At 58.9% G+C, this 25967-nt stretch carries 25 protein-coding genes; 13 read left to right on the forward strand and 12 right to left on the reverse strand.

What is annotated here, in order from left to right:
• Nucleotide 1: 1 nt before the first annotated feature.
• The gene (purB, locus tag AEAC466_RS33600) at nucleotides 2-1303 is read right to left on the reverse strand and encodes an adenylosuccinate lyase (RefSeq protein WP_023458232.1); all 1302 of its coding nucleotides are present in this window, start codon (nucleotides 1301-1303) and stop codon (nucleotides 2-4) included.
• Between the two features lie 205 nt (nucleotides 1304-1508).
• On the opposite strand from purB, the gene AEAC466_RS33605 reads away from it, so the two are divergent.
• Both AEAC466_RS33605 and galA read left to right on the forward strand, forming a co-directional pair.
• The gene (locus AEAC466_RS33605) at nucleotides 1509-2840 is read left to right on the forward strand and encodes a peptidoglycan-binding domain-containing protein (RefSeq protein ID WP_023458233.1); all 1332 of its coding nucleotides are present in this window, start codon (nucleotides 1509-1511) and stop codon (nucleotides 2838-2840) included.
• Nucleotides 2841-2945: 105 nt separating this feature from the next.
• Nucleotides 2946-5417 carry a beta-galactosidase GalA gene (gene galA / locus AEAC466_RS33610; RefSeq protein WP_023458234.1) on the forward strand — a complete coding sequence of 824 codons (2472 nt, stop codon included), beginning with the start codon at nucleotides 2946-2948 and terminating at the stop codon, nucleotides 5415-5417.
• 210 nt (nucleotides 5418-5627) lie between these two features.
• Here galA and AEAC466_RS33615 read toward each other — a convergent pair whose 3' ends face one another.
• From AEAC466_RS33615 to map, 3 genes are all read right to left on the reverse strand, one after another.
• Nucleotides 5628-5873, reverse strand: a complete 246-nt coding sequence (locus tag AEAC466_RS33615; protein ID WP_031238758.1) for a DUF2798 domain-containing protein — start codon at nucleotides 5871-5873, stop codon at nucleotides 5628-5630.
• Between the two features lie 217 nt (nucleotides 5874-6090).
• Nucleotides 6091-6822: a RadC family protein gene (radC, locus tag AEAC466_RS33620; RefSeq protein WP_023458236.1), complete on the reverse strand. Its 732-nt coding sequence runs from the start codon at nucleotides 6820-6822 to the stop codon at nucleotides 6091-6093.
• Nucleotide 6823: 1 nt separating this feature from the next.
• The gene (gene map, locus AEAC466_RS33625; RefSeq protein WP_031238759.1) at nucleotides 6824-7642 is read right to left on the reverse strand and encodes a type I methionyl aminopeptidase; all 819 of its coding nucleotides are present in this window, start codon (nucleotides 7640-7642) and stop codon (nucleotides 6824-6826) included.
• A gap of 163 nt (nucleotides 7643-7805) precedes the next feature.
• Between map and AEAC466_RS33630 the strand changes: the two genes are divergently transcribed.
• Both AEAC466_RS33630 and AEAC466_RS33635 read left to right on the forward strand, forming a co-directional pair.
• Complete coding sequence (locus tag AEAC466_RS33630; protein ID WP_023458238.1) at nucleotides 7806-8666, forward strand: division plane positioning ATPase MipZ; 861 nt, start codon at nucleotides 7806-7808, stop codon at nucleotides 8664-8666.
• Nucleotides 8666-9115 (forward strand): J domain-containing protein, encoded by a 450-nt coding sequence (locus tag AEAC466_RS33635; protein WP_023458239.1) that lies wholly within the window; start codon nucleotides 8666-8668, stop codon nucleotides 9113-9115. The genes AEAC466_RS33630 and AEAC466_RS33635 overlap by 1 nt, the downstream gene beginning before the upstream one ends.
• A 77-nt stretch (nucleotides 9116-9192) precedes the next feature.
• Here AEAC466_RS33635 and AEAC466_RS33640 read toward each other — a convergent pair whose 3' ends face one another.
• Nucleotides 9193-10746, reverse strand: a complete 1554-nt coding sequence (locus tag AEAC466_RS33640) for a D-alanyl-D-alanine carboxypeptidase (protein ID WP_023458240.1) — start codon at nucleotides 10744-10746, stop codon at nucleotides 9193-9195.
• Between the two features lie 447 nt (nucleotides 10747-11193).
• Here AEAC466_RS33640 and AEAC466_RS33645 point away from each other — a divergent pair, with 447 nt between their 5' ends.
• The 4 genes from AEAC466_RS33645 (at nucleotide 11194) to AEAC466_RS33660 (ending at nucleotide 15925) form a co-directional block, all read left to right on the forward strand.
• Nucleotides 11194-11631 (forward strand): phasin family protein, encoded by a 438-nt coding sequence (locus AEAC466_RS33645; RefSeq protein ID WP_023458241.1) that lies wholly within the window; start codon nucleotides 11194-11196, stop codon nucleotides 11629-11631.
• Between the two features lie 303 nt (nucleotides 11632-11934).
• A complete protein-coding gene (gene clpS, locus AEAC466_RS33650; RefSeq protein WP_031238760.1) occupies nucleotides 11935-12264 on the forward strand; it encodes an ATP-dependent Clp protease adapter ClpS in 330 nt (109 codons plus the stop codon).
• Between the two features lie 205 nt (nucleotides 12265-12469).
• A complete protein-coding gene (gene clpA / locus AEAC466_RS33655; RefSeq protein WP_023458243.1) occupies nucleotides 12470-14785 on the forward strand; it encodes an ATP-dependent Clp protease ATP-binding subunit ClpA in 2316 nt (771 codons plus the stop codon).
• 141 nt (nucleotides 14786-14926) lie between these two features.
• Complete coding sequence (locus AEAC466_RS33660) at nucleotides 14927-15925, forward strand: LLM class flavin-dependent oxidoreductase (protein ID WP_023458244.1); 999 nt, start codon at nucleotides 14927-14929, stop codon at nucleotides 15923-15925.
• Here AEAC466_RS33660 and AEAC466_RS33665 read toward each other — a convergent pair.
• From AEAC466_RS33665 to AEAC466_RS33675, 3 genes are all read right to left on the reverse strand, one after another.
• Nucleotides 15919-17679 (reverse strand): DUF4153 domain-containing protein, encoded by a 1761-nt coding sequence (locus AEAC466_RS33665; protein WP_023458245.1) that lies wholly within the window; start codon nucleotides 17677-17679, stop codon nucleotides 15919-15921. The two genes, AEAC466_RS33660 and AEAC466_RS33665, sit on opposite strands and share 7 nt — an antisense overlap.
• 68 nt (nucleotides 17680-17747) lie before the next feature.
• Complete coding sequence (locus AEAC466_RS33670; RefSeq protein ID WP_023458246.1) at nucleotides 17748-18386, reverse strand: histidine phosphatase family protein; 639 nt, start codon at nucleotides 18384-18386, stop codon at nucleotides 17748-17750.
• Entirely contained in the window at nucleotides 18383-18817 is a 435-nt protein-coding gene (locus tag AEAC466_RS33675; protein ID WP_023458247.1) for an HIT family protein, read from the reverse strand. The genes AEAC466_RS33670 and AEAC466_RS33675 overlap by 4 nt, the downstream gene beginning before the upstream one ends.
• An 81-nt stretch (nucleotides 18818-18898) precedes the next feature.
• Between AEAC466_RS33675 and AEAC466_RS33680 the strand changes: the two genes are divergently transcribed.
• The 4 genes from AEAC466_RS33680 to AEAC466_RS33695 are packed head-to-tail and all read left to right on the forward strand — an operon-like array spanning nucleotide 18899 to nucleotide 21790.
• Nucleotides 18899-19303 carry a fluoride efflux transporter FluC gene (locus AEAC466_RS33680; protein WP_023458248.1) on the forward strand — a complete coding sequence of 135 codons (405 nt, stop codon included), beginning with the start codon at nucleotides 18899-18901 and terminating at the stop codon, nucleotides 19301-19303.
• Nucleotides 19303-20307, forward strand: a complete 1005-nt coding sequence (locus tag AEAC466_RS33685) for an RluA family pseudouridine synthase (protein ID WP_023458249.1) — start codon at nucleotides 19303-19305, stop codon at nucleotides 20305-20307. Before AEAC466_RS33680 ends, AEAC466_RS33685 begins: the two co-directional genes overlap by 1 nt.
• 15 nt (nucleotides 20308-20322) lie before the next feature.
• Complete coding sequence (locus AEAC466_RS33690) at nucleotides 20323-21030, forward strand: HAD-IA family hydrolase (RefSeq protein ID WP_023458250.1); 708 nt, start codon at nucleotides 20323-20325, stop codon at nucleotides 21028-21030.
• Between the two features lies 1 nt (nucleotide 21031).
• Nucleotides 21032-21790, forward strand: a complete 759-nt coding sequence (locus AEAC466_RS33695) for an ATP12 family chaperone protein (RefSeq protein WP_023458251.1) — start codon at nucleotides 21032-21034, stop codon at nucleotides 21788-21790.
• A 15-nt stretch (nucleotides 21791-21805) separates the two neighbouring features.
• On the opposite strand, the gene AEAC466_RS33700 is transcribed toward AEAC466_RS33695, so the two are convergent.
• The 4 genes from AEAC466_RS33700 to AEAC466_RS33715 all read right to left on the reverse strand — a co-directional run bounded on the left by AEAC466_RS33700 (nucleotide 21806) and on the right by AEAC466_RS33715 (nucleotide 25357).
• Complete coding sequence (locus AEAC466_RS33700; protein ID WP_023458252.1) at nucleotides 21806-22138, reverse strand: DUF962 domain-containing protein; 333 nt, start codon at nucleotides 22136-22138, stop codon at nucleotides 21806-21808.
• A 60-nt stretch (nucleotides 22139-22198) separates the two neighbouring features.
• Nucleotides 22199-23347 (reverse strand): GNAT family N-acetyltransferase, encoded by a 1149-nt coding sequence (locus tag AEAC466_RS33705; protein WP_023458253.1) that lies wholly within the window; start codon nucleotides 23345-23347, stop codon nucleotides 22199-22201.
• Nucleotides 23348-23365: 18 nt separating this feature from the next.
• Nucleotides 23366-24784: a M20/M25/M40 family metallo-hydrolase gene (locus AEAC466_RS33710; RefSeq protein ID WP_023458254.1), complete on the reverse strand. Its 1419-nt coding sequence runs from the start codon at nucleotides 24782-24784 to the stop codon at nucleotides 23366-23368.
• Nucleotides 24785-24886: 102 nt separating this feature from the next.
• Complete coding sequence (locus tag AEAC466_RS33715; RefSeq protein WP_023458255.1) at nucleotides 24887-25357, reverse strand: RidA family protein; 471 nt, start codon at nucleotides 25355-25357, stop codon at nucleotides 24887-24889.
• 243 nt (nucleotides 25358-25600) lie between these two features.
• Between AEAC466_RS33715 and AEAC466_RS33720 the strand changes: the two genes are divergently transcribed.
• Nucleotides 25601-25966, forward strand: coding sequence for a response regulator (locus tag AEAC466_RS33720; RefSeq protein WP_031238763.1), 366 nt, complete (start codon nucleotides 25601-25603; stop codon nucleotides 25964-25966).
• Nucleotide 25967: the final 1 nt, after the last annotated feature.

Raw genomic sequence — 25967 nt, forward strand, 5'->3', positions numbered from 1 at the left:
ATCAGCCGAAAACGCGGGTGAAGATCGTATCGACGTGCTTGGTATGGTAGTCCAGGTTGAAGAACGGCTCGAGCTGTTCGCGCGTAAAGAACTTGGACACGTCTTCATCGGCTGCCAGGAAGTCGAGGAAATTGCCTTCGCCGCGCCACACCTTCATGGCATTGCGCTGTACGGCGGCATAGGACTCTTCACGCGACATGCCTTTTTGCGTCATGGCCAGCATGACACGTTGGCTGTGCACCAGGCCGCCCAGGCGGTTCAGGTTCTTTTCCATGTTGGCCGGATAAATAAGAAGGTTATCAACCACATTGGCCAGGCGCCTCAAGGCAAAGTCGAGGTGGATGGTGGCGTCGGGGGCGATGCCGCGTTCGACCGATGAATGGCTGATATCGCGCTCATGCCACAGGGCGACATTTTCCATGGCGGGGACGACGGCCGATCGGACGAGACGGGCCAGGCCGGTCAGGTTTTCGGTCAGGACTGGGTTGCGCTTGTGCGGCATGGCCGAAGAGCCCTTTTGACCTGCCGAGAAAAACTCCTCGACTTCCAGCACTTCGGTGCGCTGCAAATGGCGGATTTCGGTGGCCAGGCGCTCGACCGAGGACGCCACGACGCCGAGCGCCGCGAAATAGGCGGCGTGACGGTCGCGCGGGATGACCTGGGTCGAGACCGGCTCCACCGCCAGGCCCATCTTTTCGGCGACATAGGCTTCTACCTCTGGCGACACGTTGGCGAAGGTGCCGACCGCGCCGGAGATGGCGCAAGTCGAGATTTCCTCCCGCGCGGTTTCCAGGCGTTTACGGGCGCGGCTGAACTCGGCGTAGTAGCCGGCCAGCTTGAGACCGAAGGTCACTGGTTCGGCGTGGATGCCATGCGAACGGCCGACAGTCGGGGTGAACTTGTGTTCCAGCGCGCGCTTTTTCAACGCTGCCAGCACCAGATCGACATCCTCGATGAGCAGGTCGGTCGATTTTTGCAGTTGTACGGCAAAACAGGTGTCCAGCACGTCCGAAGAGGTCATGCCCTGGTGCAGGAAGCGCGCTTCCGGCCCGACGATTTCCGACACGTGGGTCAGGAAGGCGATGACGTCATGCTTCACGGTGCGTTCGATCTCATCGATGCGGTCGGCGTCGAAATCTGCATCCTTTCCCTTTTCCCACAAGGTTTGCGCCGCTTCGGCCGGGATGACGCCAAGCTCGGCCATCTTGGTGGCCGCATGGGCTTCGATCTCGAACCAGATCTTGTACTTCATGGCCGCATCCCAGATGGCGGCGGCTTCCTTGCGGGCGTAACGAGAAATCATGGCGGGACCCTGTCTGTAAAAAGATGCGCTGGGAATGGGAACAGGGCGCTGCAATGTCAAGCCTAAAAGCGTTGCAGGCACGTTCAGGCGTCGGATTAAAATCGGGGTTAATTTACCCTAATAGAGTGTGCAGGCTTGGCGTTAAGGTTTACAAAGGGTTAATTTTGGGTTGTTTTTTAGATTCCTACTCCTGAGGGCCGTTGCTGTGCGCAAGCTTTTTCTGAAATCCGGCGCCGCCGTTATCGTTCTGGCCGGCCTGTCCCTGGCCGTGCCCGTTTTCGCCACGGTGGATGCTGTCGCATCAGCCAAGCCCGCCGTGCCGCCCGTCTCAAAGCAGTTCCGCAAAGAATCGCGCGACGTCGCGGTCAAAACGCTGGATGTGGTTCAAACCGGCGCCGGTGACGAAGCCTATGACGGGCAGGCGCAAGGCGATCGTCACGTCGAACAGGTCATCGCCATGACCGCGCAACAGGCGGCGGCTCAGCCCATCGCCTGTCCGAAGGGCGATATCAATTCGCCGGAGTGGCAACAGGTGCCGGAGGAATTGCGGCGCAATGCCATTCCGGGCCAGTGTTTTTCACGGCTGATGCGTGCACCGAAGGTGGAAACCTACCGCGAACACGTCATGGTTCAACCGGAACGCACGGAAACCCGCACCGTGCCGCCGGTCATCGAAATGGTCGAGGAAACCGTGGTCGTGGAACCGGAACGCGTCGAACGCCGCGTGGTGCCGGCCGTCACCCACACCGAAATGGTCGAGGAAGTCGTGAGTCCGGCCAGCTATCGCGAAGAGGTGGTGCCGCCGCGCTACGAGAAGCGGACCGAACACGTCATGGTCGATGCGCCGCGGCGGGAATGGGAGCGCCATGACGGTGTGCCGTTGGCAGCGCCTATGGTCACGCCGATAGATCACGCGCCCGTGCGGTATCGCGCCGATGGGACGTTGACCTGGCCCGGTAAAACGCCGCAAAGCGTGCCGGTCGACGACGAAGTGGCCGACTATATGGCCCATGGAGCGCCGCAAGACGTTTGGTCGCTTGAGCAAGTGCCGGGCGTCTATCAAAAGCGCACGACGCGTGTCGAAGTCACGCCCGAGCAGGTTCGTCGTGTCGATATTCCGGCCAGGACCCGCCGCGTCAAGCATACCGTCGTCGATGTTGCCGAACACTATGAAGACGTTGTGATACCGGCGGTGATAGAAAAGCGCCATGTCAAGAAGGTGGTGCGTGAAGGTCGTACGGAAGCCTACACGGTGCCCGCCGTTTACGATGAGGTCGAACGTGAGCGTGTCGCAGGCCAGCCAGAGTTGGTGTGGCGCGAAGTGATCTGCGGCAAGAACACGTCGACGCAAAAGATTATGGAAGTGCAGCGCGCCCTGGCCGCCCGGGGGTATCAGCCGGGACCGATCGATGGACACCTGGGTAAGCAGACCGTCGCGGCCATGCAGAAGTTCCAGGCCGACAACGACCTCCCGCAAGGACAGCCGTCCGTCGAAGCCGTCAGGTTGCTCGGTGTGCCACTGGTGCCGCTGAAGTAAGCGTTGGGTATAGCAAAAAAATAGTACAAATTGTGCAGGCGGCGCGTTTTGGGGTTCAAAGCGCGCCGTTTCCATGTCTAACTTCCGGAAAACAGGGAGACAGACATGAACCGCCGCGAATTGTTCAAAACCATCAGTGCTGCCGCTTTTGTGGCCGGTGTATCCGGCCCGGTATCAAGCCAGGCTTTCGCCCAGCCTGTGTCGCCCGTGCCCGACACTCACGCCACGACAGCCAATCCGCGTGAGGTCTTGTCGCTCAATACCGGATGGCGGTTCCATATGGGCGACATAGCTATGCCGCTTTTGGTAACCCATGAAGACACCTACAATTCTGCCAAGGCGGGCAGGGCGCGCGGCGCCGCCAGCCCCACCTATGACGATGCCGGCTGGGATCGGATAACCCTGCCGCATGATTTCGCCAGCTTCCAGCCGATCGTGGCGGACGCCAATGTCGATCAGGGCTATCGAAAGCGCGGCATCGCCTGGTATCGCAATCACCTGAAATTCACACCGGCCGACAAGGGGCGGCACATTGAATTACAACTCGATGGCATTGCGACCTTCGCCACGGTCTGGTTCAACGGGACGCTGGTGGCGCGAAACTGGAGCGGGTACAACTCGACCTATATCGACCTGACGCCCTATGCGACCTATGGCGATGCTTGGAACGTTCTGGTCGTGCGGGTGGATGCCGAGGCTATGGAGGGCTGGTGGTACGAAGGGGCCGGCATATATCGTGACGCCTGGATCGTAAAACGCGACGCCTTGCATATCGCAACTGACGGCGCGTTCGCTCATCCGGTTCCATCGCCCGATGGCCCCGCTGACTGGAAGATCCCGGTGGAGGTCACCCTAAATAACGCAGGACAGGCGACCGGTCAGGTCACCGTAGTCAGCGAGTTGTGGGACGATACCGTCGGGCTGCTGGTGCAGGACAAGGTGACGGCGACGGTATCGCCGCTTGGGCAGGCACTCGCGCACCTGACTTTGCACCATAACCGTCCGCGCCTATGGAGCCCGGCCGATCCCCAGCTCTACCGGGTCGAAACCTATATTCTGGATGGCGACAAAACGCTGGATAAGGTGACGACGACGTGTGGGTTCCGCACCGAACGTTTCGACGCGCAAAAGGGCTTTTTCCTCAATGACACACATATGAAGCTGAAAGGTGTCTGTCTGCACCAGGATCATGCCGGCGTCGGTACGGCGGTGCCGGACGGCGTGATCGATTTCCGTCTGCGCAAGCTGAAGGCATTGGGATGTAACGCCATCCGGTTTTCGCATAACGCCCAGAACAAGGCATTGATGGATGCCTGCGACCGACATGGCTTTTTGGTCATGGCGGAAAACCGCAATTTCAATGCCTCGCCCGACTACCTGGCGCAACTGGAATGGCTGGTCCGGCGCGATCGCAATCACCCCAGCATCATTCTGTGGTCCGTGTTCAACGAGGAACCGATGCAGGCAACCGAGCAGGGATATGAGATGGTTCGCCGCATGAGCGCGGTGGTGAAGGCGCTCGACACGACACGACCTGTGACGGCGGCAATGAATGGCGGTCTGGATGCACCTTTAAGCGTCGCGCACGCCGTCGATGTCGTCGGTATCAATTATCAGCAGGACAAGTACGACCTGTTCCATACGGCGCATCCTAATATTCCGGTCTCGTCGTCGGAAGATACGTCCGCCTTCATGACGCGTGGCGAATATATATCCAACAAAGACAAGCACATCATGGCGTCCTATGACGACGAAGCGGCGCCATGGGGTGAAACCCACCGGGCGGCGTGGAAGGCGGTCGCGGAACGGGATTACATTGCCGGTCAATTTGTCTGGACAGGCTTTGATTATCACGGCGAACCGACGCCATTCACCTTTCCGTCCAACAGTTCCTATTTCGGCATCATGGACCTGTGCGGCTTCGAAAAGGCCGCCTTCTATATTCACCAGGCGCAGTGGATCAACGACACGCCCGTCCTGGCGCTTGTGCCGCACTGGAACTGGAAGTCCGGCGATAAGGTGCGCGTGATGGCCTGCACCAATCTTGATGAGGTGGAGTTGCTTGTAAATGGCAAGTTGGCGGGGCGCCAGGCAGGTAACCGGTTTGAGATGAACTATTGGACAGTGCCCTATGCACCCGGCCACATCGAGGCGCGGGGCTATCGCAAAGGCAAGCTGGTCAAGGCCGTGCGCGTTGAGACAACGGGCCCAGCGATAGCTTTAAGGCTGATTGCGGATCGCAAGTCATTGTCCGCAACCGGCCTCGATGCCCAGCCGGTCCGCGTCGAAGCCGTGGATGCCAAGGGCCGTTCGGTGCCGCTGGCGCAGGACAGGGTGACCTTCGAAATCGATGACGGCGCGATTATCGGTCTGGGGAATGGCGACCCGACCAGCCTCGAACCCGAAAAAGGCAATGTCCGTTCTTTGTTCAATGGCCTGGCCCAAGTGATTGTTCAGGCGGGCGGCAAGGCTGGCACGCTTCGGCTGCGCGCCACCGCACCGGGGCTTAAGGCGGCGGACCTGATCATTCCCGTCACGGCTGCCCGGCCTTTGGCCTCTCAGGCGACAAAAGCCTGACAGGGCTGCGTAGTGCGGCGATGGACCCGGCAGGACCGGATGACGCTTAAGTCCTGGATACGGATAAGTTGCGATTGACTTGCAAAGGTGGTCTGCGCGGCTGCCCCGCCCGCGCTGGGAACGCGACAGACACCGATGGTGGGGCCGGCTTCAGCATCCAAAGGAAACGGTGCCTCATCCTCGTGGATGAGGCACCGCCTTCGTTTGCGTCTACCCGTGTGAGGGCGCGACAAGCATGGCGACGAGGCGTCTGACCAATGGCAGGGCCAACAACAGGGTCGGAAAGGCGATAACCCATGACATGCCCCATGCGGCCATCCAGCAGGCGGCAAAATTGTTGGCGAGCCCAATGTTTTTAAAGGTGGAAATAGCCGACACAACAAAAGTCATCATGACCGACAACAGCAGGGGCATGACAAGAGTGGCATATCTGGCAGGTAGTTTCGTAAGCTTCATCTCTATCTCACTTGATAAGATGGGATCGTCTTTTGCTAAACGTGCACCACTCCAGCCGGTTGTGGCCAGAGTAACCCGGATCAAGACGATCCCAAGGTTAGGGTGCGTTGCCTGACGTTAGACGCTTACGATCGTGTATAACTACGATATAACGCACTTATCATGAGACGAACACTTCGGCTATAGTCCACGCGAAATATTGGAGCGAGCGCAACGGCTAGAAGGCGCCAATTTGCTTCAGGCTGGTGACGCCTTCGCGGCCAACGATCAGGTGATCATGTATGGTGATCTTGAGCGGTTTACCCGCCGCCACGATCAGCTTCGTCATATCTATATCCCCCTGAGACGGCATGGGGTCGCCGGAAGGATGGTTATGGACCAGGATCACGTTGCTTGACGACAGTTCCAGCGCGCGCCGCATGATTTCGCGTGGATAGGCCGGCGCGTGATCGACCGTGCCGTGTCCCATGATTTCGTCGGCGATCAACTGGTTCTTCTTGTCGAGGAAGAGGATGCGGAACTGCTCACGCGGTTCATGCGCCAGGGTCACCTTCAGGTAGGCTATAAGGGCGGACCAGCTTGAGATGACGGTTGAACGTTTCAGAGGCTCGGCGATCATGCGCCGGGTCGCTTCGAACATCAGCGCCAGGTCGAGTGCGATGTCCGGCGTCATTTTCAACGCCTTGCCCTTGTTGTCGAGCGCGGAGACCTGCAACATGTCCTCCAGCGGGGCAGACAAGACGGCGGGCAGCGCGCCGAAACGCGCAATCAGTGCCTTGGCCAGGGGCTTCACATCACGTTGCGGAATGGAACGGAACAGACAGAGTTCGAGCAATTCGTAGTCGGGCAGGGCGGAAACGCCACCCGCCCGCGCACGCTGGCGCAGGCGATTGCGATGACCGCCGTGATCGGGCAGGGCCACATCGCCGCCATCCCCTCCGTCGGACATATCAGGCCAGGACAGGATGCGGACGGAATTGGTCGGTCGGTGAGGCGGTGAACAGTTCCACGCCATCGTCCGTGACGCCGCAACTGTGTTCGCATTGCGCGGTCAGGGTCTTGTCGCGTGTCACGGCGGTCCAGCCGTCGCTGAGCACCTTCACATCGGGCTTGCCGAGATTGATCATCGGCTCGACCGTGAAGAACATGCCCTTCTTCAATACCGGACCGGTGCCGGCCTTGCCGAAGTGCAGGACATTGGGATTGTCGTGGAACACACGCCCCACCCCGTGGCCGCAGAAGTCGCGGACGACCGAACAGCGTTGGGCCTCGGCATATTTTTGAATGGCGTGCGCTATATCGCCAAACGTGTTGCCGGGCTTGATCTGGGCCAGGCCGAGACGCATGGCTTCGTAGGTGACATCGATCAGACGCTTGGCCTTGGGAGCGACTTCGCCGACTTCATACATGCGCGAATGGTCGCCGTGCCAGCCATCAATAATGCAGGTGACATCGATATTGGCGATATCGCCTTCGCGCAGCGGCTTGTCGGAGGGGATGCCGTGGCACACCACATGATTGGGCGAAATGCAGACCGTATTCTGGTAGCCCCGATAGAACAGGCAGGCCGGCAAGCCGCCATTGTCCAGGATGAATTCGCGCGCCAGATCGTCGAGATAGGATGTCTTCACACCGGGCACCACATAGGGAATCAGCATGTCGAGGCATTCGGCGGCCACCCGGCCGGCCTTGCGCATACCTGCGAAATCTTCATCACTGTGGATGCGGATGGTGTCGGAGCGGAGCATGAAGTCTGAATCTGTTGTCATGGGCGCAATATAATCCGGTCGATGCCGCAAATCCAGTGGGCAGAGGGCTTAAGTTACCCACGCCAAATTTTAACACTTCGTTAACAGCCTCTGGCGGCGCGTCGCGGAAGCGCCTAAATGAGGAGGTCCCGCGAGTCAGTATGCGCAGGGACGGGAGTGGACTATGTCTAAAGAGCGTTCGGACGCGCGTATTCTAGTTTTCGGCAATGAAAAGGGCGGGGCGGGGAAATCGACCGTTGCCATGCACGTCGCCGTGCATCTGCTGCATCTTGGCAAACGCGTTGCCTTTATAGATCTCGACCTGCGCCAGCGTTCGCTGGCCCGTTTCTTTTCCAACCGCGCCAAATGGGCGGCGGCGAATGAAAAGGTCTTGCCGCAGGCGTTCGAACCGCACCTGCACGATAAGCCCGCTCAATTGCTGAGCCTGCCGGATGCCGAGGCGCGCGCCATCTTCGACCGCGCACTGGATGAGGCCATCGAGCAGGCCGACTATATTATCGTCGATACGCCGGGCGGCGATCACGTCCTGTCGCGTCGCGCCCATGCCGTGGCGCACCAGATTATTACGCCGATGAATGACAGCTTTATCGATTTCGACCTGCTCGGCGAAGTCGATCCCGTCACTCTGGAGGTCAAGCGGCCATCCATTTACGCCGAAACGGTTTGGAATTCGCGTAAGACGCGCGCCACCTGGGACGGCAAGTCCATTGACTGGATCGTGCTGCGTAACCGTCTGGCGGCCAACGAAGCACGCAACCGAAAGCGGGTCGATGAACGCGTTGCGGCCCTGGGCAAGCGGGTCGGTTTTCGTGTCCTGGCTGGCTTGCGCGACCGGGTTATCTATCGTGAATTGTTTCCGTTCGGCTTGACCGTCGCCGACCTGTCCGGTGATATCCGCCCTGTGGCGGTATCTCTATCGCACATAGCGGCGCGGACGGAACTCAGATCGTTGATGGCGTCGCTTGGCCTCGAAGCGGGCGATGAGATTCCCGCCGCCGAGGAATACGAGGGCGCGGACGTCTGATGATATGGGTTCTGGGGGCATTGGGGGTATTTTTCCTGCTGGTCTATGTTGGCCGGAACGCCCGTCCTGGACCATGGATTCGCCAGTTCCGCGCGGTACGCAGCCTGATCAGCATGGCCCTGCTGATGCTGGCCGTAACCCTTTTTCTCAGGGGGCAAATCGGGTTGGGATTTGGCGCCTTGCTGGGCGCCTTCGTCTTGGGCGGCAGTGTGCGCTATCAAACCTATTTCCGACGCGAAGCCGGCCCGCCGCCTGCTGCGGCGAGCTATTCCAGCGAGGAAATCAAGGCATATCAGACCCTGGGGCTTAGCATAGGCGCCGACCGCAAGGCGGTGAAGGAGGCGTGGAAGCGTCTCATGAAGACGGCACATCCGGACCAAGGAGGAGATGTCAATCGCGCCAGCGCGGTCAATGCGGCGCGGGACGTTTTACTTAAACGGCGTCGCTGAGAGTGCGTCTGACGCAAAAAAAAGCCCGGCGAAAACACCGGGCTTCTCTATAGTCATTCAGGCGACGCGCCAGGTGGCTATGCGTCAGGCTTGATAACCATGCAGTCGAGATGCTTGGCCGAAATGCTCTTGCACGCGGCGGAAGCTTCTTCCTTGGTCAGGGTCGCGAACCGCGTGCGGTACCAGCCATTATCATTCTTGGTGATTTGCGATGTCCCGTTGGACAGGTGTTCACCGAAGCGAGACTGCATCTTCTTGACCCAATCGGACGCCAGGGACTTGTCCTTGAAAGCGCCAACTTGAATGGAATAGACCGCTTTCGGGTTCTTCTTGCCTTTTTTGCCCTTGCTTGGCTTTTCGGCATCGGCCACGACAGTCGCCTTTTTGCCCTTGGCGGCCTTGGTTTCCGATTTAGTCGCCACCTCTGCCGCCGCAGCCTTGGCTGTTACCTTCGGCGCGGGCTTCAAAGCCGCGACGGTGGGGGTTGAATTCAAGGTCTGGACAACATCTGGCGCACGGACCGTGGAACTGGCGCGACGGACATCCACATCCGTCGCATTGGCTTGTTCACTGCCTTCCAGGGTCTCACGCAATTGCGCGTCGGTCAGGGGCGCGTTCTGGCCCCCGCTCACCGGCTGGCCATTGTCTGCCAGGATGGTGTAGGGCTGGGGTGCATCGGGCAACTTGGCCTCGACGTCCATGGCGCGGTTGAATTCGTTCTGGGCCACTGTAATGACTTCGCCACGGTTGCGGCGGTTTATGACGTCGAAACCGGTATTCATGAGCGCGGTCACGTGTTCGCGGCGTTGGGTTTTGTTTGAGCCGCCCAGCATGACGGCGATCAAACGGTGGCCGTTTTGCACACCGGACGCGACCAGATTATAACCGGCGGCGTTCGTGAAGCCCGTCTTCATGCCGTCGACGCCATCCATGCCACGCAACGGATTGTGGTTGACATAGGTCCGGCCACGAAACTCTTGCGAAGGCAGGTTGAAGTAGCTGTAATATTGCGGGTAGTCGCGCATCACGGCGCGTGCCAATATGGCCAGGTCGCGGGCCGAAGACAATTGGCGCGCGTCGGGCAGTCCGTTGGCATTGACGAACCGCGTCTGGGTCATGCCCAGGTCCTGTGCGCGAATGGTCATCATGGCGGCAAAACGTTCTTCCGAACCGCCGACCTTTTCGGCCAGGGCAACCGCCAGATCGTTTGCCGAATAGAGGGCAACCAGACGCATCGCGGTATCGACGTCGATGGTGTCGCCGGCCTTGAGATATACCTTGACCGGCGCCTGGCTGGCGGCGCGCGCCGAAATGGTGATCTGGTCGGTCGGCTTCAGTGTGCCCTGAGCCAGGGCATCAAACACCATGTACAGGGTCATGATCTTGGTGAGAGACGCCGGATAGCGGGCTGAGTCGGCGCGGCGGGCGTAAAAGACTTCGCCTGACTGTGCATCGACGACAATGGCCGCGTATTTGGTGTTGTCCGTGAGGTCCTGAGCATTGGCGTAGGTTGCGGGCGCCAGAATCGTCAGGGCGCTGGCAATCATCAGGAAAAAGGAACGTGCCCCCTTTGCCTTGGTCAGTTCTTGACCGGATTGAACTGGGGTAAACATCCGCCCGATTTTACGCATCAAAGCTGTCCTCAACTCGTTACAAAAACGCGATTGCACACATCATGATTTTCCGCCGGATGCTCACAGAATAAGAAAACAATGTGTTCTTATTTTGTGAGCTGTATCATCATAACGCGCTATGTTCAGTCTGTCGTGCGGTTTCCTTAATCAACCCTTAAGCTCACCGCTTCGTGACCGAAAGCCGTTTCCTTAATATCTCACTCAACTCGAACCAGTTCAGGCCCATTCGGTCCTGCCCACCATATCAGACAACCAGTAAGCATCTGAATATGCCAAGAATCTCTCATATATGGGGAATTTGTCTCTTCACTATCATGTTAGATTTTGTGCAGCGCAACATAAAGCTTGACCCCATGCTGCACTTGCGTTATACATATCTCCAATCGGGCTCCGGCGTTAACTACGGCGCGCGGTGCTCAAGCTCACATGAAAAAGGAGTTACCCATGTCGGAAGCTGCTGAAACCATCAAGTCGAACTTTGACAAATACACCACCGCCGGCAACCAAGCCTTCAAGGAGAGTGTCGAAAAGAGCCTCGGCGCGCTGAACGAAGTCAACGGCCTTGCCAAGGGCAATGTCGAAGCCGTCGTCGAATCGCTGACCGCGGCCACTAAGGGCGCGGAAACGGTTGGTGCCCAAGCCATCGCCTTCTCCAAGAAGAATTGGGAAGAAGCTGTCGCGGCTGCCAAGACACTGTCCGGCGCCAAGTCGGTCCAGGAAGTGATCGAGCTGCAATCGAAGTACGCCAAGTCTTCGATGGAAGCCTATGTCTCGGAAATGAACCTGCTGACCGAAACCCTGTCGGCGTCGTTCAAGGACACCTTCAAGCCGATCAACGCGCGCATGACTGCCGCTGTTGAAAAGTTCCAGTCCTACCGTTAAACCCCGACGTCGGTTAACGCCGACGCTGCGGCCAAATTTGAAGCTCCATGTCCGCCCGGGCATGGGGCTTTTATTTTTTGCGCCGCCTCCCATATGGACGGTGTCACCGTGTCCATCACAAATTGATATCACAGCGTTAAAACTGTGATCGTTTGTGGGCAGGTTCGTGCATTTACCCCTTAACACTCGGTCCTTTTGGTCTATCTTGTAATGAAGCGACTCCTGCATATCTATTAAGGCAGAGGTCTAACCTGACAGGACCCGAGACGTTTTGAGATGAAGTTGGTTTTAGAAGATACATTGATGGCCGCCGAAAAAGGCATGACCACCCGTCCGGGTCAGTCAACCGGTTTGCTGGTTGATACCAAGCCCAAGGCGCAAAAGCCGTCCCTGTATCGTGTTCTCATTCTGAATGACGATTACACGCCGATGGAATTCGTCGTCTATGTGCTGGAACGTTTTTTCAACAAGTCGCGTGAAGAAGCCACGCTGATCATGTTGCATGTGCACCAAACGGGGGTGGGGGTATGCGGTGTCTATACCTATGAGGTCGCGGAAACGAAGGTGGCTCAGGTCGTTGACATGGCCCGCCGTCATCAGCATCCGCTGCAATGCACGATGGAGAAGGACTGATCCAGGCGACACCGATCTCGGTATAACCTGGGCAAGGGTCGTATCCGCCGGAGACGCGAAAAGGGCCCCCGAAGTAACAGTTACGTGTGGCGTGGGTTCAGATAGGGTTCAGTTTGATTATGGTAAATCATCCTAAACCTTTTGGGTTTTGAGTTGAGTTAGTTGAGTAAGTTGAGTTGGGGTTTTAAGGTTTTAGGAGGTTGTCATGCCGTCTTTTTCAAGCGCTTTAGAGGAAACCCTGCATAGGGCCGTCGGTCATGCCAACGCGCATCACCACGAATATGCCACGCTTGAGCACCTCCTGTTGGCGCTGATCGATGATGTCGACGCTGCCGCCGTCATGAGTGCCTGCAATGTGGATCTCGCCAAGCTACGTACCGCTCTGGACGCCTATATCGAGACCGATCTGAAGTCACTGGTCGAGCCGCAATCGGAGGAAGCCAAGCCGACGGCCGGGTTCCAACGCGTTATCCAACGCGCGGTGATCCATGTCCAAAGCTCGGGCCGCGACGAAGTCACAGGCGCAAATGTCCTGGTCGCCATCTTCTCCGAGCGCGAATCGCATGCCGCCTTTTTCCTGCAAGAGCAGGAAATGACGCGCTATGATGCGGTCAACTATATCGCCCACGGCATTGCCAAGAAGCCGGGCGCGACGGAAGCCCGCGTCGTTCGCGGCGCTACCGAGGATAATGCCAACACCAGCGAGGAAAAAGGCAAGGGCGGTTCCACTGACGCGCTGGCCGCCTATTGCGTCGACCTCAATGAAAAATCGCGTCACGGCAAGGTCGATCCGCTGATTGGCCGGTCGGCGGAGGTTGAGCGCGCTATCCAGATCCTGTGCCGCCGTACCAAGAACAATCCGCTTCTGGTCGGTGATCCGGGCGTCGGCAAGACGGCCATCGCCGAAGGCCTGGCCAAGAAGATCGTCGACGGTGAGGTCCCCGATGTTCTGGCGGGCGCCACCATCTATTCCCTCGACATGGGTACGTTACTGGCCGGCACCCGCTATCGCGGTGACTTTGAAGAACGCGTCAAGCAGGTCGTCAAGGAATTGGAGGCGCATCCCAATGCCGTCCTGTTCATCGACGAAATTCATACGGTTATCGGCGCGGGTGCGACCTCCGGCGGGGCCATGGATGCCTCCAATTTGCTGAAGCCTGCCCTGGCCGCCGGTACCCTGCGCTGCATGGGATCGACCACCTATAAGGAATATCGTCAGCACTTCGAAAAGGATCGCGCCCTGGTTCGCCGCTTCCAGAAGATTGACGTCAATGAACCGACCCTGGACGATACCATCAAGATTCTGAAGGGCCTCAAGCCATACTACGAGACCTTCCACCATCTGAAATACACCGACGCCGCCATCAAGACCGCGGTCGAGCTGTCGGCGCGTTACATCACTGACCGCAAGCTGCCCGACAAAGCGATTGACGTGATCGACGAAGCGGGCGCCTTGCAAATGGTTCTGCCGGAACACAAGCGCCGCAAGGTGATCGGTCCGAAAGAAATCGAATATGTCGTCTCGAAGATCGCCCGCGTGCCGTCCAAGACGGTGTCGCGTGACGATACCCAGGCGCTGCGCGATCTGAAAACCGATCTCAACCGCGTTGTGTTCGGGCAGGATGAGGCCATCGAGCAGTTGTCAACCGCGATCAAGCTGTCCCGCGCCGGTCTGCGCGATCCGCAAAAGCCGATCGGTTGTTACCTGTTCTCCGGACCGACCGGTGTCGGCAAGACAGAAGTGGCGAAGCAATTGGCCGCGACCATGGGGATCGACCTGCTGCGTTTCGACATGTCGGAATATATGGAACGCCACACGGTTTCGCGTCTGATCGGCGCGCCTCCGGGCTATGTCGGACACGATCAGGGCGGCCTGCTGACCGATGCGGTCGATCAGCAACCGCACTCGATCGTCCTGCTCGACGAAATCGAAAAGGCGCATTCGGACATCTACAACATCCTGCTTCAGGTTATGGACCATGGCGTGCTGACGGATGCGGTGGGTAAGAAGGTCGATTTCCGCAATGTGATCCTGATCATGACCACCAATGCCGGGGCGTCTGATAACCAGAAGAACTCGATCGGCTTCGGCCGTGAAAAGGTCTCCGGCGAAGACGAAGCTGCGATCAAGCGTTTGTTTACGCCGGAATTCCGCAACCGCCTGGATGCCATCGTGACCTTCAAGCAACTGAAGCAGGACGTGATTGCGCAGGTTGTCCAGAAGTTCATTATGCAGTTGGAAATGCAACTGGCTGACCGCCACATCTCGATCGAACTGACCGACGAAGCGGCTGCCTGGCTGAGCGAAAACGGATATGATGAACTGTATGGCGCCCGTCCGCTGGCACGCGTCATACAGGAAAACATCAAGAAGCCGCTGGCCGACGAAATTCTCTTCGGCAAGCTGGTCAAGGGTGGACATATCTTGGTCAAGTTGACGGACGGCAAGATTGCCTTCGATATAACGCCGTCGCAAAAGGGCGCCGATAAGCCTGGCGCCAAGGCTGAAATCGTCGAGTAATTGACGGTCAAAGGAATAAAGCCCCTGAAACGCACGTTTCAGGGGCTTTTTTTGTGCCGATGGATCGGTGAAGCAAGCAGCGGGGGGCTCTTTAAATTGTAACCCGAGCACCTACATAAGCTTGACCTCACGGAGAGTACCATGATCCCATTTTCGATCCTCGACCTGTCGCAGATTTCAGACGGCAGCACGATTTCAGACGCGCTCGCCAGTTCGGCCAAAATGGCGCAGACGGCGGAAGAGAATGGCTATTCCCGCTATTGGCTGGCCGAACATCACGGTATGCCGGGCATCGCTTCGGCCGCGACCTCATTGGTCATTTCTCACGTCGGGGCGGCGACTCAGAAGATACGCATCGGCTCCGGCGGCATTATGTTGCCGAACCATTCGCCCTTGGTGATTGCGGAGCAATTTGGCACGCTCGAAGCCCTGTATCCCGGCCGGGTCGATCTCGGGATTGGCCGCGCTCCCGGCACGGACGTGGCGACGGCTCGCGCCCTGCGTCGTCATCAGGAAGCAGGGGTTGAAAGCTTTCCAAACGATATCATAGAGTTGCAGCGCCTTCTTGGGACGCCGGATGACAGCCAGAGGATTTTAGCCGTACCCGGCATGAATTCGCACGTGCCTATCTGGCTGCTGGGGTCATCACTCTACAGCGCGCAACTGGCGGCACAACTGGGGCTTCCCTACGCGTTTGCGTCGCATTTTGCACCGGAACTGTTGTTCGATGCGCTGCACCTGTACCGGACGCATTTTCGTCCGTCGGAGGCCTATGCCAAGCCGCACACAATGGTCGGTGTAATGGGCGTGGCCGCGGATACGGACGCCGAAGCCGACTATCTGTATACCTCGATGCAGCAATCCTTCGCCAATCTGCGCCGTAATGTCCGTAAGCCGTTTCCGCGTCCGGACTACGACGCCGTGGCCAACCTGACGCCGGATGAGCAGGCGATGATCGACCACATGTTGCGTTTCGCCATGGTTGGATCGCCGGCGACGATCGAAAAGCGCCTGGGGAGCTTTCTCGACCAGACTCAGGCAGACGAACTGATCATCTCCATGCCGATCCACAGCGTCGCGGCGCGTCTCAAGTCGGTTGAGTTGTTCGCTGGCTTGCCTTTCATGCAAAAGGTTCAGTAGGAGACCAGGTCTTCGCCTGTCTTGGTGTTGCGGTGGCTGTCGCGGATATCGATGATCTTATCGCCGATTTTCAGGTCGTCGAATATCGGGCGCTGGGCTAAAGCCTGGCCCTTTCGGAAGGCTTCGGCGTCGGTGGGCGTCAGGTAGACATTGCTCATCAGTCGCCATTGATTATTCGCCTGACTGTCCTTCAGGAAGATCGACATGGCCTTGCCATCCAGGATGGCGACCTCTGGGATATTGTCGTGATTGAGGTCGATTAAAGCGGCATAGCAGCCTGGCACCGCCGCCGAAGCCGTGGCGCAGTCGGGCAGGTCTTGCGCCGGATAGGCCTGGCTCAGAAAATCGGCGGGCAGCAGGGTGCCCTTAGGAGACACGACGAACTGTTTTACGTCCGGGGTGTGCGTGGACGGTTTGGCGGCATCGGCGAGAACCCAGCGGTCTTCATCCTTGAGAGCCAGGGCGGTGCGTGCGGCATCGCGGACGGCTTGCGTATGTCCGGCTTGGCCCAGGCGTTTAAGGGCATCACGTCCATAGGTGCCGGTTTCAAAGCGTAGGACGCGCCAGTCAAAGGCAGCGGGTGTTATCTTGCCGCCATCGATGCGCGCGGCCTGGGCCTCGGCGCTCAGGCGATACGGATCGGCGATGGGCGTCAGTACGGCCAGGAAAAGGCCAGCCATGACGAAGGCCAGGGCAATATTGGCCAACTCGATACCGCGCAGCCAACGGCCACGCCAAACAGCAGCAACGGTATAGGCGAGGCCGAACAGGCAGGCGATGATGACGCCAACCGCCGCCATGGCGCGTTCCGGGGTCAGGCCATATTGTTCGATGCGTAAATAAAGGCTGTAGGCCGCCAGCCCGGCGAACACCAGCGTCAGACCGCAGGCGATCCGGGACGACACTTTCAACACGATATGGACCGGACGTTCCGCGTCCCCTTGCTGATAGGCGGCATTGATCAGCAGGACGAGAGCCACGCACGCTGTGAGCAGGGAAGCTGTCGCGGCCTTTGTTTTCCATAGGGGCTCCAATCCGCTGAAACAAAGCGATACAGCAAACAGGACACCAATGAAGGCGATGACTGGCAGCAGCCAGGACAGAACGCCCAGCACAAGTGACCGGAAATTGCTCATCAGCCGGGTTTGCACGTCGCCAAGATTGACGGCCGAAGCGATGGCCAGGCCGCTTAGCGGCCAGGCGAAATAGGCATTGGCCAGCAGATCCTTGAACCAGGTAAAACCGATGAAGCCCAGGAGGGCGGCGCCAAGCCACAATATCCCCCAGAACAGGCCGGTGAATATCATGGCCAGGATGAGTTGCACGCCCCGTTTCCACGCCTCGTCGAAATAGAGCGGGTAGGGCGCGACAGGCTTTCCGGCCTGGTCGGCGGAAGACACCAGTTCATGACTGATGAACAGGAAGGGGTAGATAAGGAAGGACAGGTTGAAAAAGAACGGATTGAAGGACGCGTCGGTGTTGTGCGCCGCGCGGTTCCACGCGATGACGGCGATCACGGCCAGGGCGGCGGCACCCCATACCGCTAGGCTGATCCGGCGCATCGCGCCCGCACCGGCCCACAGCACGAATGCGCCAAGCATCAGGGTGCTGGCCAAAACCTGTTGCCACAGTACGGGGGCGCTGTCGTGGGCTTCGATCTGCTTGATCAGCCAGCCCAGAATTCCACCGAAGACCAATCCGACACCCAGCCGGACGATAAGCGTTTCGCGCGCGTTCAGTCCTGAATTGGTCATGCGATTTCCCTTTCCGGGAGGCTATCACATAAGCTTGGTCGGTCAAACCATGGGGGTTCGGCGTAACGCTATATGCGGCCCATGGTGGTTTGCGCGTTGTAGATCTGTTGGATGGGCGCATTATTCGGATCGAGCGGAATCATGCGCCATTTGCCGTCGCTTTCCTCAAAGCGGACCGGCGCGGCGTTCGGACTCGAATACATGTCGTTGAGGAACTTACGCGTGACAGCGCGGAACGGGATGCCATGGAAGACGAACAGACATGTTCCGCCGCTTAGTTGCTCGTCCGCCCTGTGGTCATTGATGCAGTCATAAACCCGATCAATGACCTGACCCAGCGGTTCGGCATTGTGCGGATAATGCTTACCATCCAGGTCGGCAGCAGGGTTCATATGCTCGCGCATGTCTTCGCGGTGCTGGCGAACCTCGTCTATGGTCATGCCTTCGAATAGGCCGAAATTGCGCTCTATCAGCCGGTCATCGATGATCGGTTCGAGCGCGCAGGCCGCGCCGACGATCCGCGCCGTTTCCAGCGCGCGCGACAACGGGCTGGCGACGATCCGGGTCAGGCCCTGAGTTTTGAGTATATCGGCCGCCACATGCGCCTGGGCGCGCCCGGTGTCGTTGAGCGGAATGTCGGTTGATCCCTGGAGGCGGGCCTGTACGTTCCAGTCGGTCTGGCCGTGGCGAAGGACGTAGAAGGTCATGACAGTTTGGCTTGGATTTGCGCAGCCACGTCTTTCAATTCAGCCATGTCCGCCATCTTGCCGGCGGCGTGGGGACGCTCCGCCGTGTCGTCCCAGACGGGAATGATGTGGAAGTGAATATGGAACACGGTCTGACCCGACGCCTCGCCGTTGAACTGCGCGATACGGATGCCGTCTGGCGTCAGGGCGTCGCGCACGGCGCGCCCGATGCGCTGGGTCTGGACGATCAGGTTTTGCAGGTCGTCCGCTGGAATATCGAATAGATTGCACGCCGCGACCTTCGGGATGACCAGCGTATGGCCCTTCGACTGCGGGAAAACATCCATGAAACTCAAGGTGCGATCGTCTTCATAGACCTTTACCGACGGGATGTCGCCCGCCAGAATCTTGGCGAAAATATTAGTGGGGTCGTAGTGTGCGGCCAGGCTCATGGATGGGTTTACCCTGTATTTTGTTCCGATTCCAAGCTTAAAGGACTATGAGGATCAGGTGAAGAGGGGTATTACGCGCCTATGTTCAATCTGTGTCTTGTCATGTTGGGGGGCGCCTTCGGCTCCGCAGCCCGCTATGGTCTGGGGCGGTTGACGGCGGGCTGGTGGGCGAGCGAAGCCTGGCCGCTGAACGTCTGGCCTCTCGGGACCTTCATGGCCAATGTCATTGGTGGCCTGCTTATGGGGCTGCTCATGGGGCTGCTGCTTGGCCCCTTGAAAGGCGTGCTGGATACTGAACGCGCCCGCTTGTTGCTGGGCGTCGGGGTATTGGGCGGCTTCACGACCTTTTCGTCTTTTTCGCTGGAAGCCGTTCAGATGCTTGAACGTCGCGCCTACGGGCTGGCGGCGGGATATATTACTCTGTCGCTTGTCCTGTCCATTGCCGCGCTGATGGCCGGCCTGTTCCTGATCCGAAAGTTTGCGTAATGAGCAAGGAAGTCAAAACCCTCTATATTACCGACGGCGAGGACGGTATCCGCGTTGATCGCTTTTTCAAGCGCCGCTGGCCGCATCTGAACCACGTGATGCTCAACAAACTGCTGCGCTCCGGTCAGGTGCGCGTCGATGGTGGCCGTGTAAAGGCCGATACTCGCCTGACCGCCGGCTCGACCATCCGCGTCCCGCCCTTGCCGGATGCCCCTGACGTCGATCAGCAAAAGCGCGAACGCGCCATGCTGAGTCCGCAGGAAATCCGTTTTGCGCATTCGATGGTCCTGTACGAGGACGAAGACGTGATCGCGCTGAATAAGCCGTCGGGCCTGGCTGTCCAGGGCGGCACCAAGACCAAGAACCACGTCGACCGGCTGCTGTCGGCTTGGGGCGAGGGGCTGGAACGTCCGCGCCTCGTCCACCGTCTCGATCGTGACACATCGGGCGTCCTGCTGCTGGGCAAGTCTCCGCAGGCGGCGGCGCGTCTGTCGGGCGCCTTCGCCAAGCGTCGGGCGCAGAAAACCTATTGGGCCTTGGTGGTCGGCAACCCGAAGCCGGAAGAAGGCTATATCGATACGCCCCTGATCAAGAAGGGCTTTCACGACCGGGAAATCGTCCAGCCGGCCGAGCCCAACGAACCGGGTGCCGAGGCGGCGGAAACCGAATATGTCACCATCTCGCGCGCCGGTCCGCGCGTATCGTGGATGGCGTTGCGTCCGCACACCGGCCGAACGCACCAGTTGCGCGCCCACATGCAGGCCATCGGTCATTCGATCCTGGGCGACCCGAAATACGGCAATGAGGCCAGCCAGTCCCTGTCCGAAGGGCTGAACCTGCAACTGCATCACCGCCGCATCGAACTGCCGCATCCGACGCAAGGCACGCTGATTGTCGAGGCGCCGCTCGATCCGGTCATTCAGGCTGGTTTCGACCGCTTTGGCTTCGATGAGCACGAGGCGGAGAACGATCCCTTCGCCAATATGAAGAAGAAAAAGCGGTAGGTCCGGAGTAGTCTCGTGTTGAGTGACGGTTTGAAACTGGCGGTCTGGGATGTGGACGGCACACTGATCGACAGCCGGTCGAGTATTTTTCGCGCGGCGGTCGAGGCCGCGCACGCGATCAATATTGATCCGCCAAGCTACGATCAGGTCAGGGCCATTGTCGGGGTATCGCTTTTCGACGCTCTGGCCATGATGCGTCCAGACCTCGATCCGGAAACCATCGCCGCCTACACGCATGAGTTCCAACAGGCCTTTCTGCGCTTTCATGCCGACCCCGCATTCACGGAATCGCTTTATCTCGGCGCCGAAGAGGCCTTGCAGGCCCTCAAAAGGGAAGGCTGGCTTTTGGGGATGGCCACCGGTAATTCGCGCCGTGGCGTTCGCAGGACTTTGGAAAAGCACGGTTGGGACGACCTGTTCGATGTCACCTTCTGCGCCGACGACGGTCCCTCAAAGCCCCATCCGCATATGCTTCAATGCAATCTCAATGCCCTGGGCGTCGGCACGCATGAGGCAGTGATGATCGGTGATGCCAGCCATGACATGAAGATGGCGCGTCAGGCCCAGGTCCACGCCATCGGGGTGTCGTGGGGCTTTCATACGGTCGAAGAACTGCAACTGGCCGGCGCGCACGATATCGTCCACGATTTCACGGAGTTGAAAGCGGCGTTGGACGCGTTCACGCCGGAGGTTCGTTCTGAGCAAAAGATGGCAAGCTATTGATATGACATACGAAGCCAAAGCCCCGGACAAGACATCCGATTCCCTCGGGTTCCGCCCTAAGCGGTTCTGGAAGACCGTGGCTGTGACTGAAATCACCGGCGGATATACAGTCAGTCTGGATGGCCGGGCGGTAAAGACACCCAAGGGGGAGGCGCTGGTTCTGCCCAATGACACCGTTGCCCGCCGGGTCGAAGCCGAGTGGGCCGCCGTCGGCGACCATGTCGAGTTCAGCGAGATGCCGATGACGCGCCTGGGCTTTGCCGCGGTCGACCGCATGGGCGAGGTGCTGGACGACACTTTGGTCGAAGTCACGCGATATTCGGAAACAGACCTGGTGTGTTATCCAGCCGAATATCCTCAGGCACTGGTGACCCGCGAAGACGCGGCGTGGAAGCCGATTCTCGTATGGGCCGACACAGAGTTGGATCTCCAGTTTCATCAGAACAAGAGCATTATCCATCAGCCTCAGCCGGCGGAAACGATCCACCGGATTCAGTCCCTGATCGCCAACGCAAGCGTGTATGAACAAGCCGGCATTATGCAGGCCATACCTTTACTAGGCTCCGTTGTGCTGGCCCTGGCGCTGTGGCGGGGGCATCTCACGGGCGCGCAGGCCTTTGCGGCGTCGCGCATCGGTGAGGACTTCCAGAGTGAGACCTGGGGGCATGACGAAGAGGCTGCCAAGCGGGCGGAGCATATGAAGCGTCAGGCCGAAAATCTGGAAATCTGGTTCAAGTCTCTGGCTCCCACCGACACTTGACAGCGAAATCGGACGTTACATTCTTGATGCGGCCAGGGCGCGGCGCTTCGACAATTGCCCGGTCAGCCACAGACCAAACATGTGATAGTCGCCGATAAGCGACCACAACGGATATTTGAATGTGGCGGGGCGGTTATGTTCGATGAAGAAGTGTCCGACCCAGGCGCAGCCATATCCCGCGACCAGGCCCGCCGCGATCCACCACAAATGCCCGGTCGACACGGTCAGAGCAAGCGCGGAAAGCCCGCAAACAGAACCGAGATAGTGGACGGCGCGCGTGGCCGGGCGGCTGTGCTCGCTCAGGTAAAAATCGAAAAAGGCGGAATAGGTTTTGTAGCGTTCGGCCATGGCTTCATCCCCTTTTGACCAAGTGTAGCACGGTTTATCGCCGGCCGCACACCCGCAGGATCACCCCTCCTTTTTGAACGGTGACGCTTCCTCAGCCAGGATCTGCATCTGCTCGACCACCGCATCACGTTCGCGGTTGAGATAGTCTTCGATCGGGCCGCGCAGGCGTTGGTCGCGGATATAGTGAGCCGAATAGACGCTGTGCGGCAGGTAGCCGCGTGACAGCTTGTGCTCGCCCTGGGTGCCGGCCTCGACCCTTTGCAGGCCATGCGCGATAGCGTAATCGATGGCCTGGTAATAGCAGACTTCAAAGTGCAGGAAGGGCAGGTCGATATGCGTGCCCCATTGCCGACCATAAAGCGTATCACCGCCGATGAAATTGATGGCGCCAGCCACAGCCTGTTCGCCTTGATAAGCGAAGATCAGGACGACCTTGTCGCGCATGGTTTCGGCCACTCGGCTGAAAAAGGCACGGGTCAGATAGGGCGCGCCCCACTTACGGTCATAGGTGCTTTCAATAAACGCGTACATCAGGTTAAGATGATTTTCGGTTATATCTCGACCAGTTATATGACGCAGCTCAACAGCCGACTGAACATCTCGGCGTTCGCGGCGGATAACCTTGCGCCGGTTTGACGACAGGGCTGCCAGAAAGTCGTCGAACGCAGAATAACCGGCATTGTCCCACCAGAACTGCTGATCGCGCCGTTGAAGCAGGCCCATTTCCCCCATCATCCGCCATTCGTCTTCGCGTAGAAAGGTGATGTGAAGCGACGACAGCCGGTTGCTGTCGCACAGGGAGATGGCGGCCTCGACAAGGGCGCGCCGCACGCCTGGATTGCGCGAGATCAGACGCGCCCCTGTTACCGGCGTGAACGGCACGGCCCCTTGCAGCTTCGGATAATAGGCGCCGCCCGCCTGTTCATAGGCGCGCGCCCAGGATTGGTCGAAGACATATTCGCCCATGGAATGATATTTGACATAGAGGGGCATGACGCCGACCGCGGCGTCTTCCTCATCGCGCAACGCGATATGTACCGGTTGCCAGCCGCTGGCCTCATCGACGCAACCTGTATCTTCAAGCGCATGCAAATAGGCAAACGATGTAAAGGGGTTGTCGTCCTCCCTTAAACCATCCCATGTGCTTTGGCCGATATCGGCGATTGTGTTGTGCAGCGTTAGCTTCAGGGGACGTGTTGCGGTGGTCATGGGCGGTATATGGGGAGCCTATTGCGCCGCGTAAAGCTTGACCAACCTGTACATGAAGCGCCGGGCGTCCATCAGGGACTGAACGCCCACCCGTTCGTTGAGGCCATGAATATGGCCTTCGTCAGGATCGACAAACAGGCCCTCCACCCCATAGGTCGGGATGCCGGCGGCGGAGGTGTAGATGCCGTCCGTTGCCCCCGTGGTCATGGTGGGCACGACCGGGACGCCTGGCCAGAGCTCAGCGGATACTTTTTCGATGGGGCCCAGAATATCTGGACCAAGCGCGGGTGCAGGCGTGGCCAGGCTGCGCGGTTCGACGACCGACACCTTGACAGCCGGATCGGCGACGGCCCGGACCAGGGCGGCCTGCACGTCATCCACGCTGACGCCCGGGAAGATACGGCAATTGACGTTGGCCGAAACATGCTGAGGCAGGGCGTTCAACGCGTGTCCGCCTTCGATCAAGGTGGCGACGCAGGTCGTGCGCAGCATCGAATGCCATTGCGGGTTCTTCGACAGTATGGCGTTGGCAGCGCTGTCCATCGGGTTCTTGACGATGGCCAGCATGGCTGCACCCGATTCGCCGCCGACGATCGGCGCCATGCGCGTAAAATAGGCTCGCGTCGCGTCATTGAGCATCACCGGAAATTCAAGTGCGCCGATCTTCGGCAAGGCCGTCGACATCTGGTAGATGGCGTTTTCGGGCACGGGACGCGACGAATGGCCGCCCGGATTGGTAGTTTCCAGCTTGAAGTCCTGATAGACCTTTTCCGCCGCCTCGATATTGAGGGCGATCTTTCGACCGGTCTCATCCAATTGTCCGTTGGCGCCTTCATTGAGCGCGAAATCGGCGTCGATCCAGTCCTTGTGCTCGGTGGACAGCCAGTGGGCGCCGTTGAATACGCCCTCGGTTTCCTCTCCGCAGGTCAGGGCCATCTTTATGTCGCGTTTGGGGCGATAGCCTTCCTGCTTCAGTCGGATGAGCAAATCGGTCCAAATAGCGGCCTGGGCCTTGTCGTCCGATGTGCCGCGGCCGTAGAAATAGCCGCCTTCCTCGATCAGGGTGAATGGATCGCGCGTCCAGTCCGAGCGCTTGGCGGCGACCACGTCGATGTGCGCCAGAAGCAGGATGGCCTTCTTCTTTGAGCCGGTCCCACGCAGAACGGCGACGATACCGCCGTCCTTCGGCGCGCTGTCGGGAATAAAGAGGTGGATGTCTGCGTCCGTATAGCCGGCGGCTTTCAGACGCGCTTGCATGCGCTGGGCCGCCAGGGTGCAACTGCCTTCGCCCGGCGCGGTATTGGTTTCGACCAGTTCTTTATAGAGGGCGCGAAAGGCCGGTTCGCCCGTGCCGGAAGTGTCGGCCGCTATAGCGGGGAGCGCCAAAACAGTGGAGGCCAGTACGGCAAGGGCTGGGAGCAGGGGCTTCAGGCGCATAGGGGCCTCCGTAAAAGAACGAGGCTAACACCCCTGTCGCCGTTGCACAATCGGCGCGCCGCATGTACCGGCGCGCCGCAACCTTAAAATTAAGGCCTAAAATCAACGGCGATCGATGACTTCGATCAGGGCGTCGATTTCCACGGCAAAGCCGAGAGGGATCTTATACATGCCGACGGCTGACCGGGCATGCTTTCCGGCATCGCCAAGGGCGGCGACCATCAGGTCGGAACAGCCATTGATGACCTGCGGGATATTATAGAAGTCAGGACCGGCCTGGACGAACGCGTTCAGCTTGATCACCCGCACGACGTCGTCAAGATCGCCGCCCGCCGCCGCCTTCATCTGAGCCAGCAGATTGATGCCGCACAGGCGCGCCGCCTCGACGGCGTCTTCAAGCGAGACGTCGACGCCTACCGTGCCTTTGATGCCGCCATTGGCATCGTTCGACAACTGGCCGGAGATGTGAGCGTGATTCCCGGTGCGGACAAACGGGACGTAATTGGCTACGGGCGCGTTGGGGACGGGCAGGGTGATGCCGAGCGCCCGCAGGCGGTCTTCGCATGTCGACATGTAAAATCCTTGATCAGATAAGAGATAGGCCCCCAATGGGGAAAGGGACTTTAATCTCTATAGCCGATTTGCATACCGCCCCTCCATCCCCATTTTTACCATTTGTTACCTTTGCCTTCACCTGAGCTTAAGAGAGTCCCTGTAGATTGACCCTCATCAAAAGCCGGCGGCGCGGTGGTGACCGATTCGGCAAAAACACAAGATAGAGTGGGTAGGCTTTCGGGCTTATAGGTTTCGGGAATGATGCAAAAGAAGGTCCTCATTGTCGAGGACAACGAACTCAACATGAAGCTCTTTCATGACCTGCTCGATGCACAGGGCTATGAAACCTTCCAGACGGGCGAGGGCCTGTCTGCCCTGACTCTTGCCCGCCAGCATCGCCCCGACCTGATCCTGATGGATATCCAGTTGCCAGAGATTTCGGGCCTGGAAGTGACCAAGTGGCTTAAGGAAGACGATGAGTTGTCGCATATTCCGGTTGTGGCTGTAACGGCCTTCGCCATGAAGGGCGACGAGGAACGCATTCGCGAAGGTGGTTGCGAAGCCTACATTTCGAAGCCTATTTCGGTCACGCATTTTCTCGACACGGTGCGCAAGTATCTGGGCTAAC

This window comes from Asticcacaulis sp. AC466, from assembly GCF_000495815.1.
In the GTDB taxonomy this organism is placed as follows: Bacteria; Pseudomonadota; Alphaproteobacteria; order Caulobacterales; family Caulobacteraceae; genus Asticcacaulis.

What these genes read in the sequence shown, in the direction of transcription:
- AEAC466_RS33630 (WP_023458238.1), top strand. Translation starts at nt 7,806, where the DNA reads ATGTCTAAAGAGCGTTCGGACGCGCGTATTCTAGTTTTCGGCAATGAA.
- AEAC466_RS33715 (WP_023458255.1), bottom strand. Translation starts at nt 25,357, where the DNA reads ATGTCGACATGCGAAGACCGCCTGCGGGCGCTCGGCATCACCCTGCCC.
- AEAC466_RS33680 (WP_023458248.1), top strand. Translation starts at nt 18,899, where the DNA reads ATGTTCAATCTGTGTCTTGTCATGTTGGGGGGCGCCTTCGGCTCCGCA.
- AEAC466_RS33645 (WP_023458241.1), top strand. Translation starts at nt 11,194, where the DNA reads ATGTCGGAAGCTGCTGAAACCATCAAGTCGAACTTTGACAAATACACC.
- AEAC466_RS33635 (WP_023458239.1), top strand. Translation starts at nt 8,666, where the DNA reads ATGATATGGGTTCTGGGGGCATTGGGGGTATTTTTCCTGCTGGTCTAT.
- AEAC466_RS33695 (WP_023458251.1), top strand. Translation starts at nt 21,032, where the DNA reads ATGACATACGAAGCCAAAGCCCCGGACAAGACATCCGATTCCCTCGGG.
- AEAC466_RS33660 (WP_023458244.1), top strand. Translation starts at nt 14,927, where the DNA reads ATGATCCCATTTTCGATCCTCGACCTGTCGCAGATTTCAGACGGCAGC.
- galA (WP_023458234.1), top strand. Translation starts at nt 2,946, where the DNA reads ATGAACCGCCGCGAATTGTTCAAAACCATCAGTGCTGCCGCTTTTGTG.
- AEAC466_RS33640 (WP_023458240.1), bottom strand. Translation starts at nt 10,746, where the DNA reads ATGCGTAAAATCGGGCGGATGTTTACCCCAGTTCAATCCGGTCAAGAA.
- AEAC466_RS33700 (WP_023458252.1), bottom strand. Translation starts at nt 22,138, where the DNA reads ATGGCCGAACGCTACAAAACCTATTCCGCCTTTTTCGATTTTTACCTG.
- map (WP_031238759.1), bottom strand. Translation starts at nt 7,642, where the DNA reads ATGACAACAGATTCAGACTTCATGCTCCGCTCCGACACCATCCGCATC.
- AEAC466_RS33685 (WP_023458249.1), top strand. Translation starts at nt 19,303, where the DNA reads ATGAGCAAGGAAGTCAAAACCCTCTATATTACCGACGGCGAGGACGGT.
- AEAC466_RS33675 (WP_023458247.1), bottom strand. Translation starts at nt 18,817, where the DNA reads ATGAGCCTGGCCGCACACTACGACCCCACTAATATTTTCGCCAAGATT.
- purB (WP_023458232.1), bottom strand. Translation starts at nt 1,303, where the DNA reads ATGATTTCTCGTTACGCCCGCAAGGAAGCCGCCGCCATCTGGGATGCG.
- AEAC466_RS33670 (WP_023458246.1), bottom strand. Translation starts at nt 18,386, where the DNA reads ATGACCTTCTACGTCCTTCGCCACGGCCAGACCGACTGGAACGTACAG.
- AEAC466_RS33705 (WP_023458253.1), bottom strand. Translation starts at nt 23,347, where the DNA reads ATGACCACCGCAACACGTCCCCTGAAGCTAACGCTGCACAACACAATC.
- AEAC466_RS33615 (WP_031238758.1), bottom strand. Translation starts at nt 5,873, where the DNA reads ATGAAGCTTACGAAACTACCTGCCAGATATGCCACTCTTGTCATGCCC.
- clpS (WP_031238760.1), top strand. Translation starts at nt 11,935, where the DNA reads ATGGCCGCCGAAAAAGGCATGACCACCCGTCCGGGTCAGTCAACCGGT.
- clpA (WP_023458243.1), top strand. Translation starts at nt 12,470, where the DNA reads ATGCCGTCTTTTTCAAGCGCTTTAGAGGAAACCCTGCATAGGGCCGTC.
- AEAC466_RS33665 (WP_023458245.1), bottom strand. Translation starts at nt 17,679, where the DNA reads ATGACCAATTCAGGACTGAACGCGCGCGAAACGCTTATCGTCCGGCTG.
- radC (WP_023458236.1), bottom strand. Translation starts at nt 6,822, where the DNA reads ATGTCCGACGGAGGGGATGGCGGCGATGTGGCCCTGCCCGATCACGGC.
- AEAC466_RS33710 (WP_023458254.1), bottom strand. Translation starts at nt 24,784, where the DNA reads ATGCGCCTGAAGCCCCTGCTCCCAGCCCTTGCCGTACTGGCCTCCACT.
- AEAC466_RS33720 (WP_031238763.1), top strand. Translation starts at nt 25,601, where the DNA reads ATGCAAAAGAAGGTCCTCATTGTCGAGGACAACGAACTCAACATGAAG.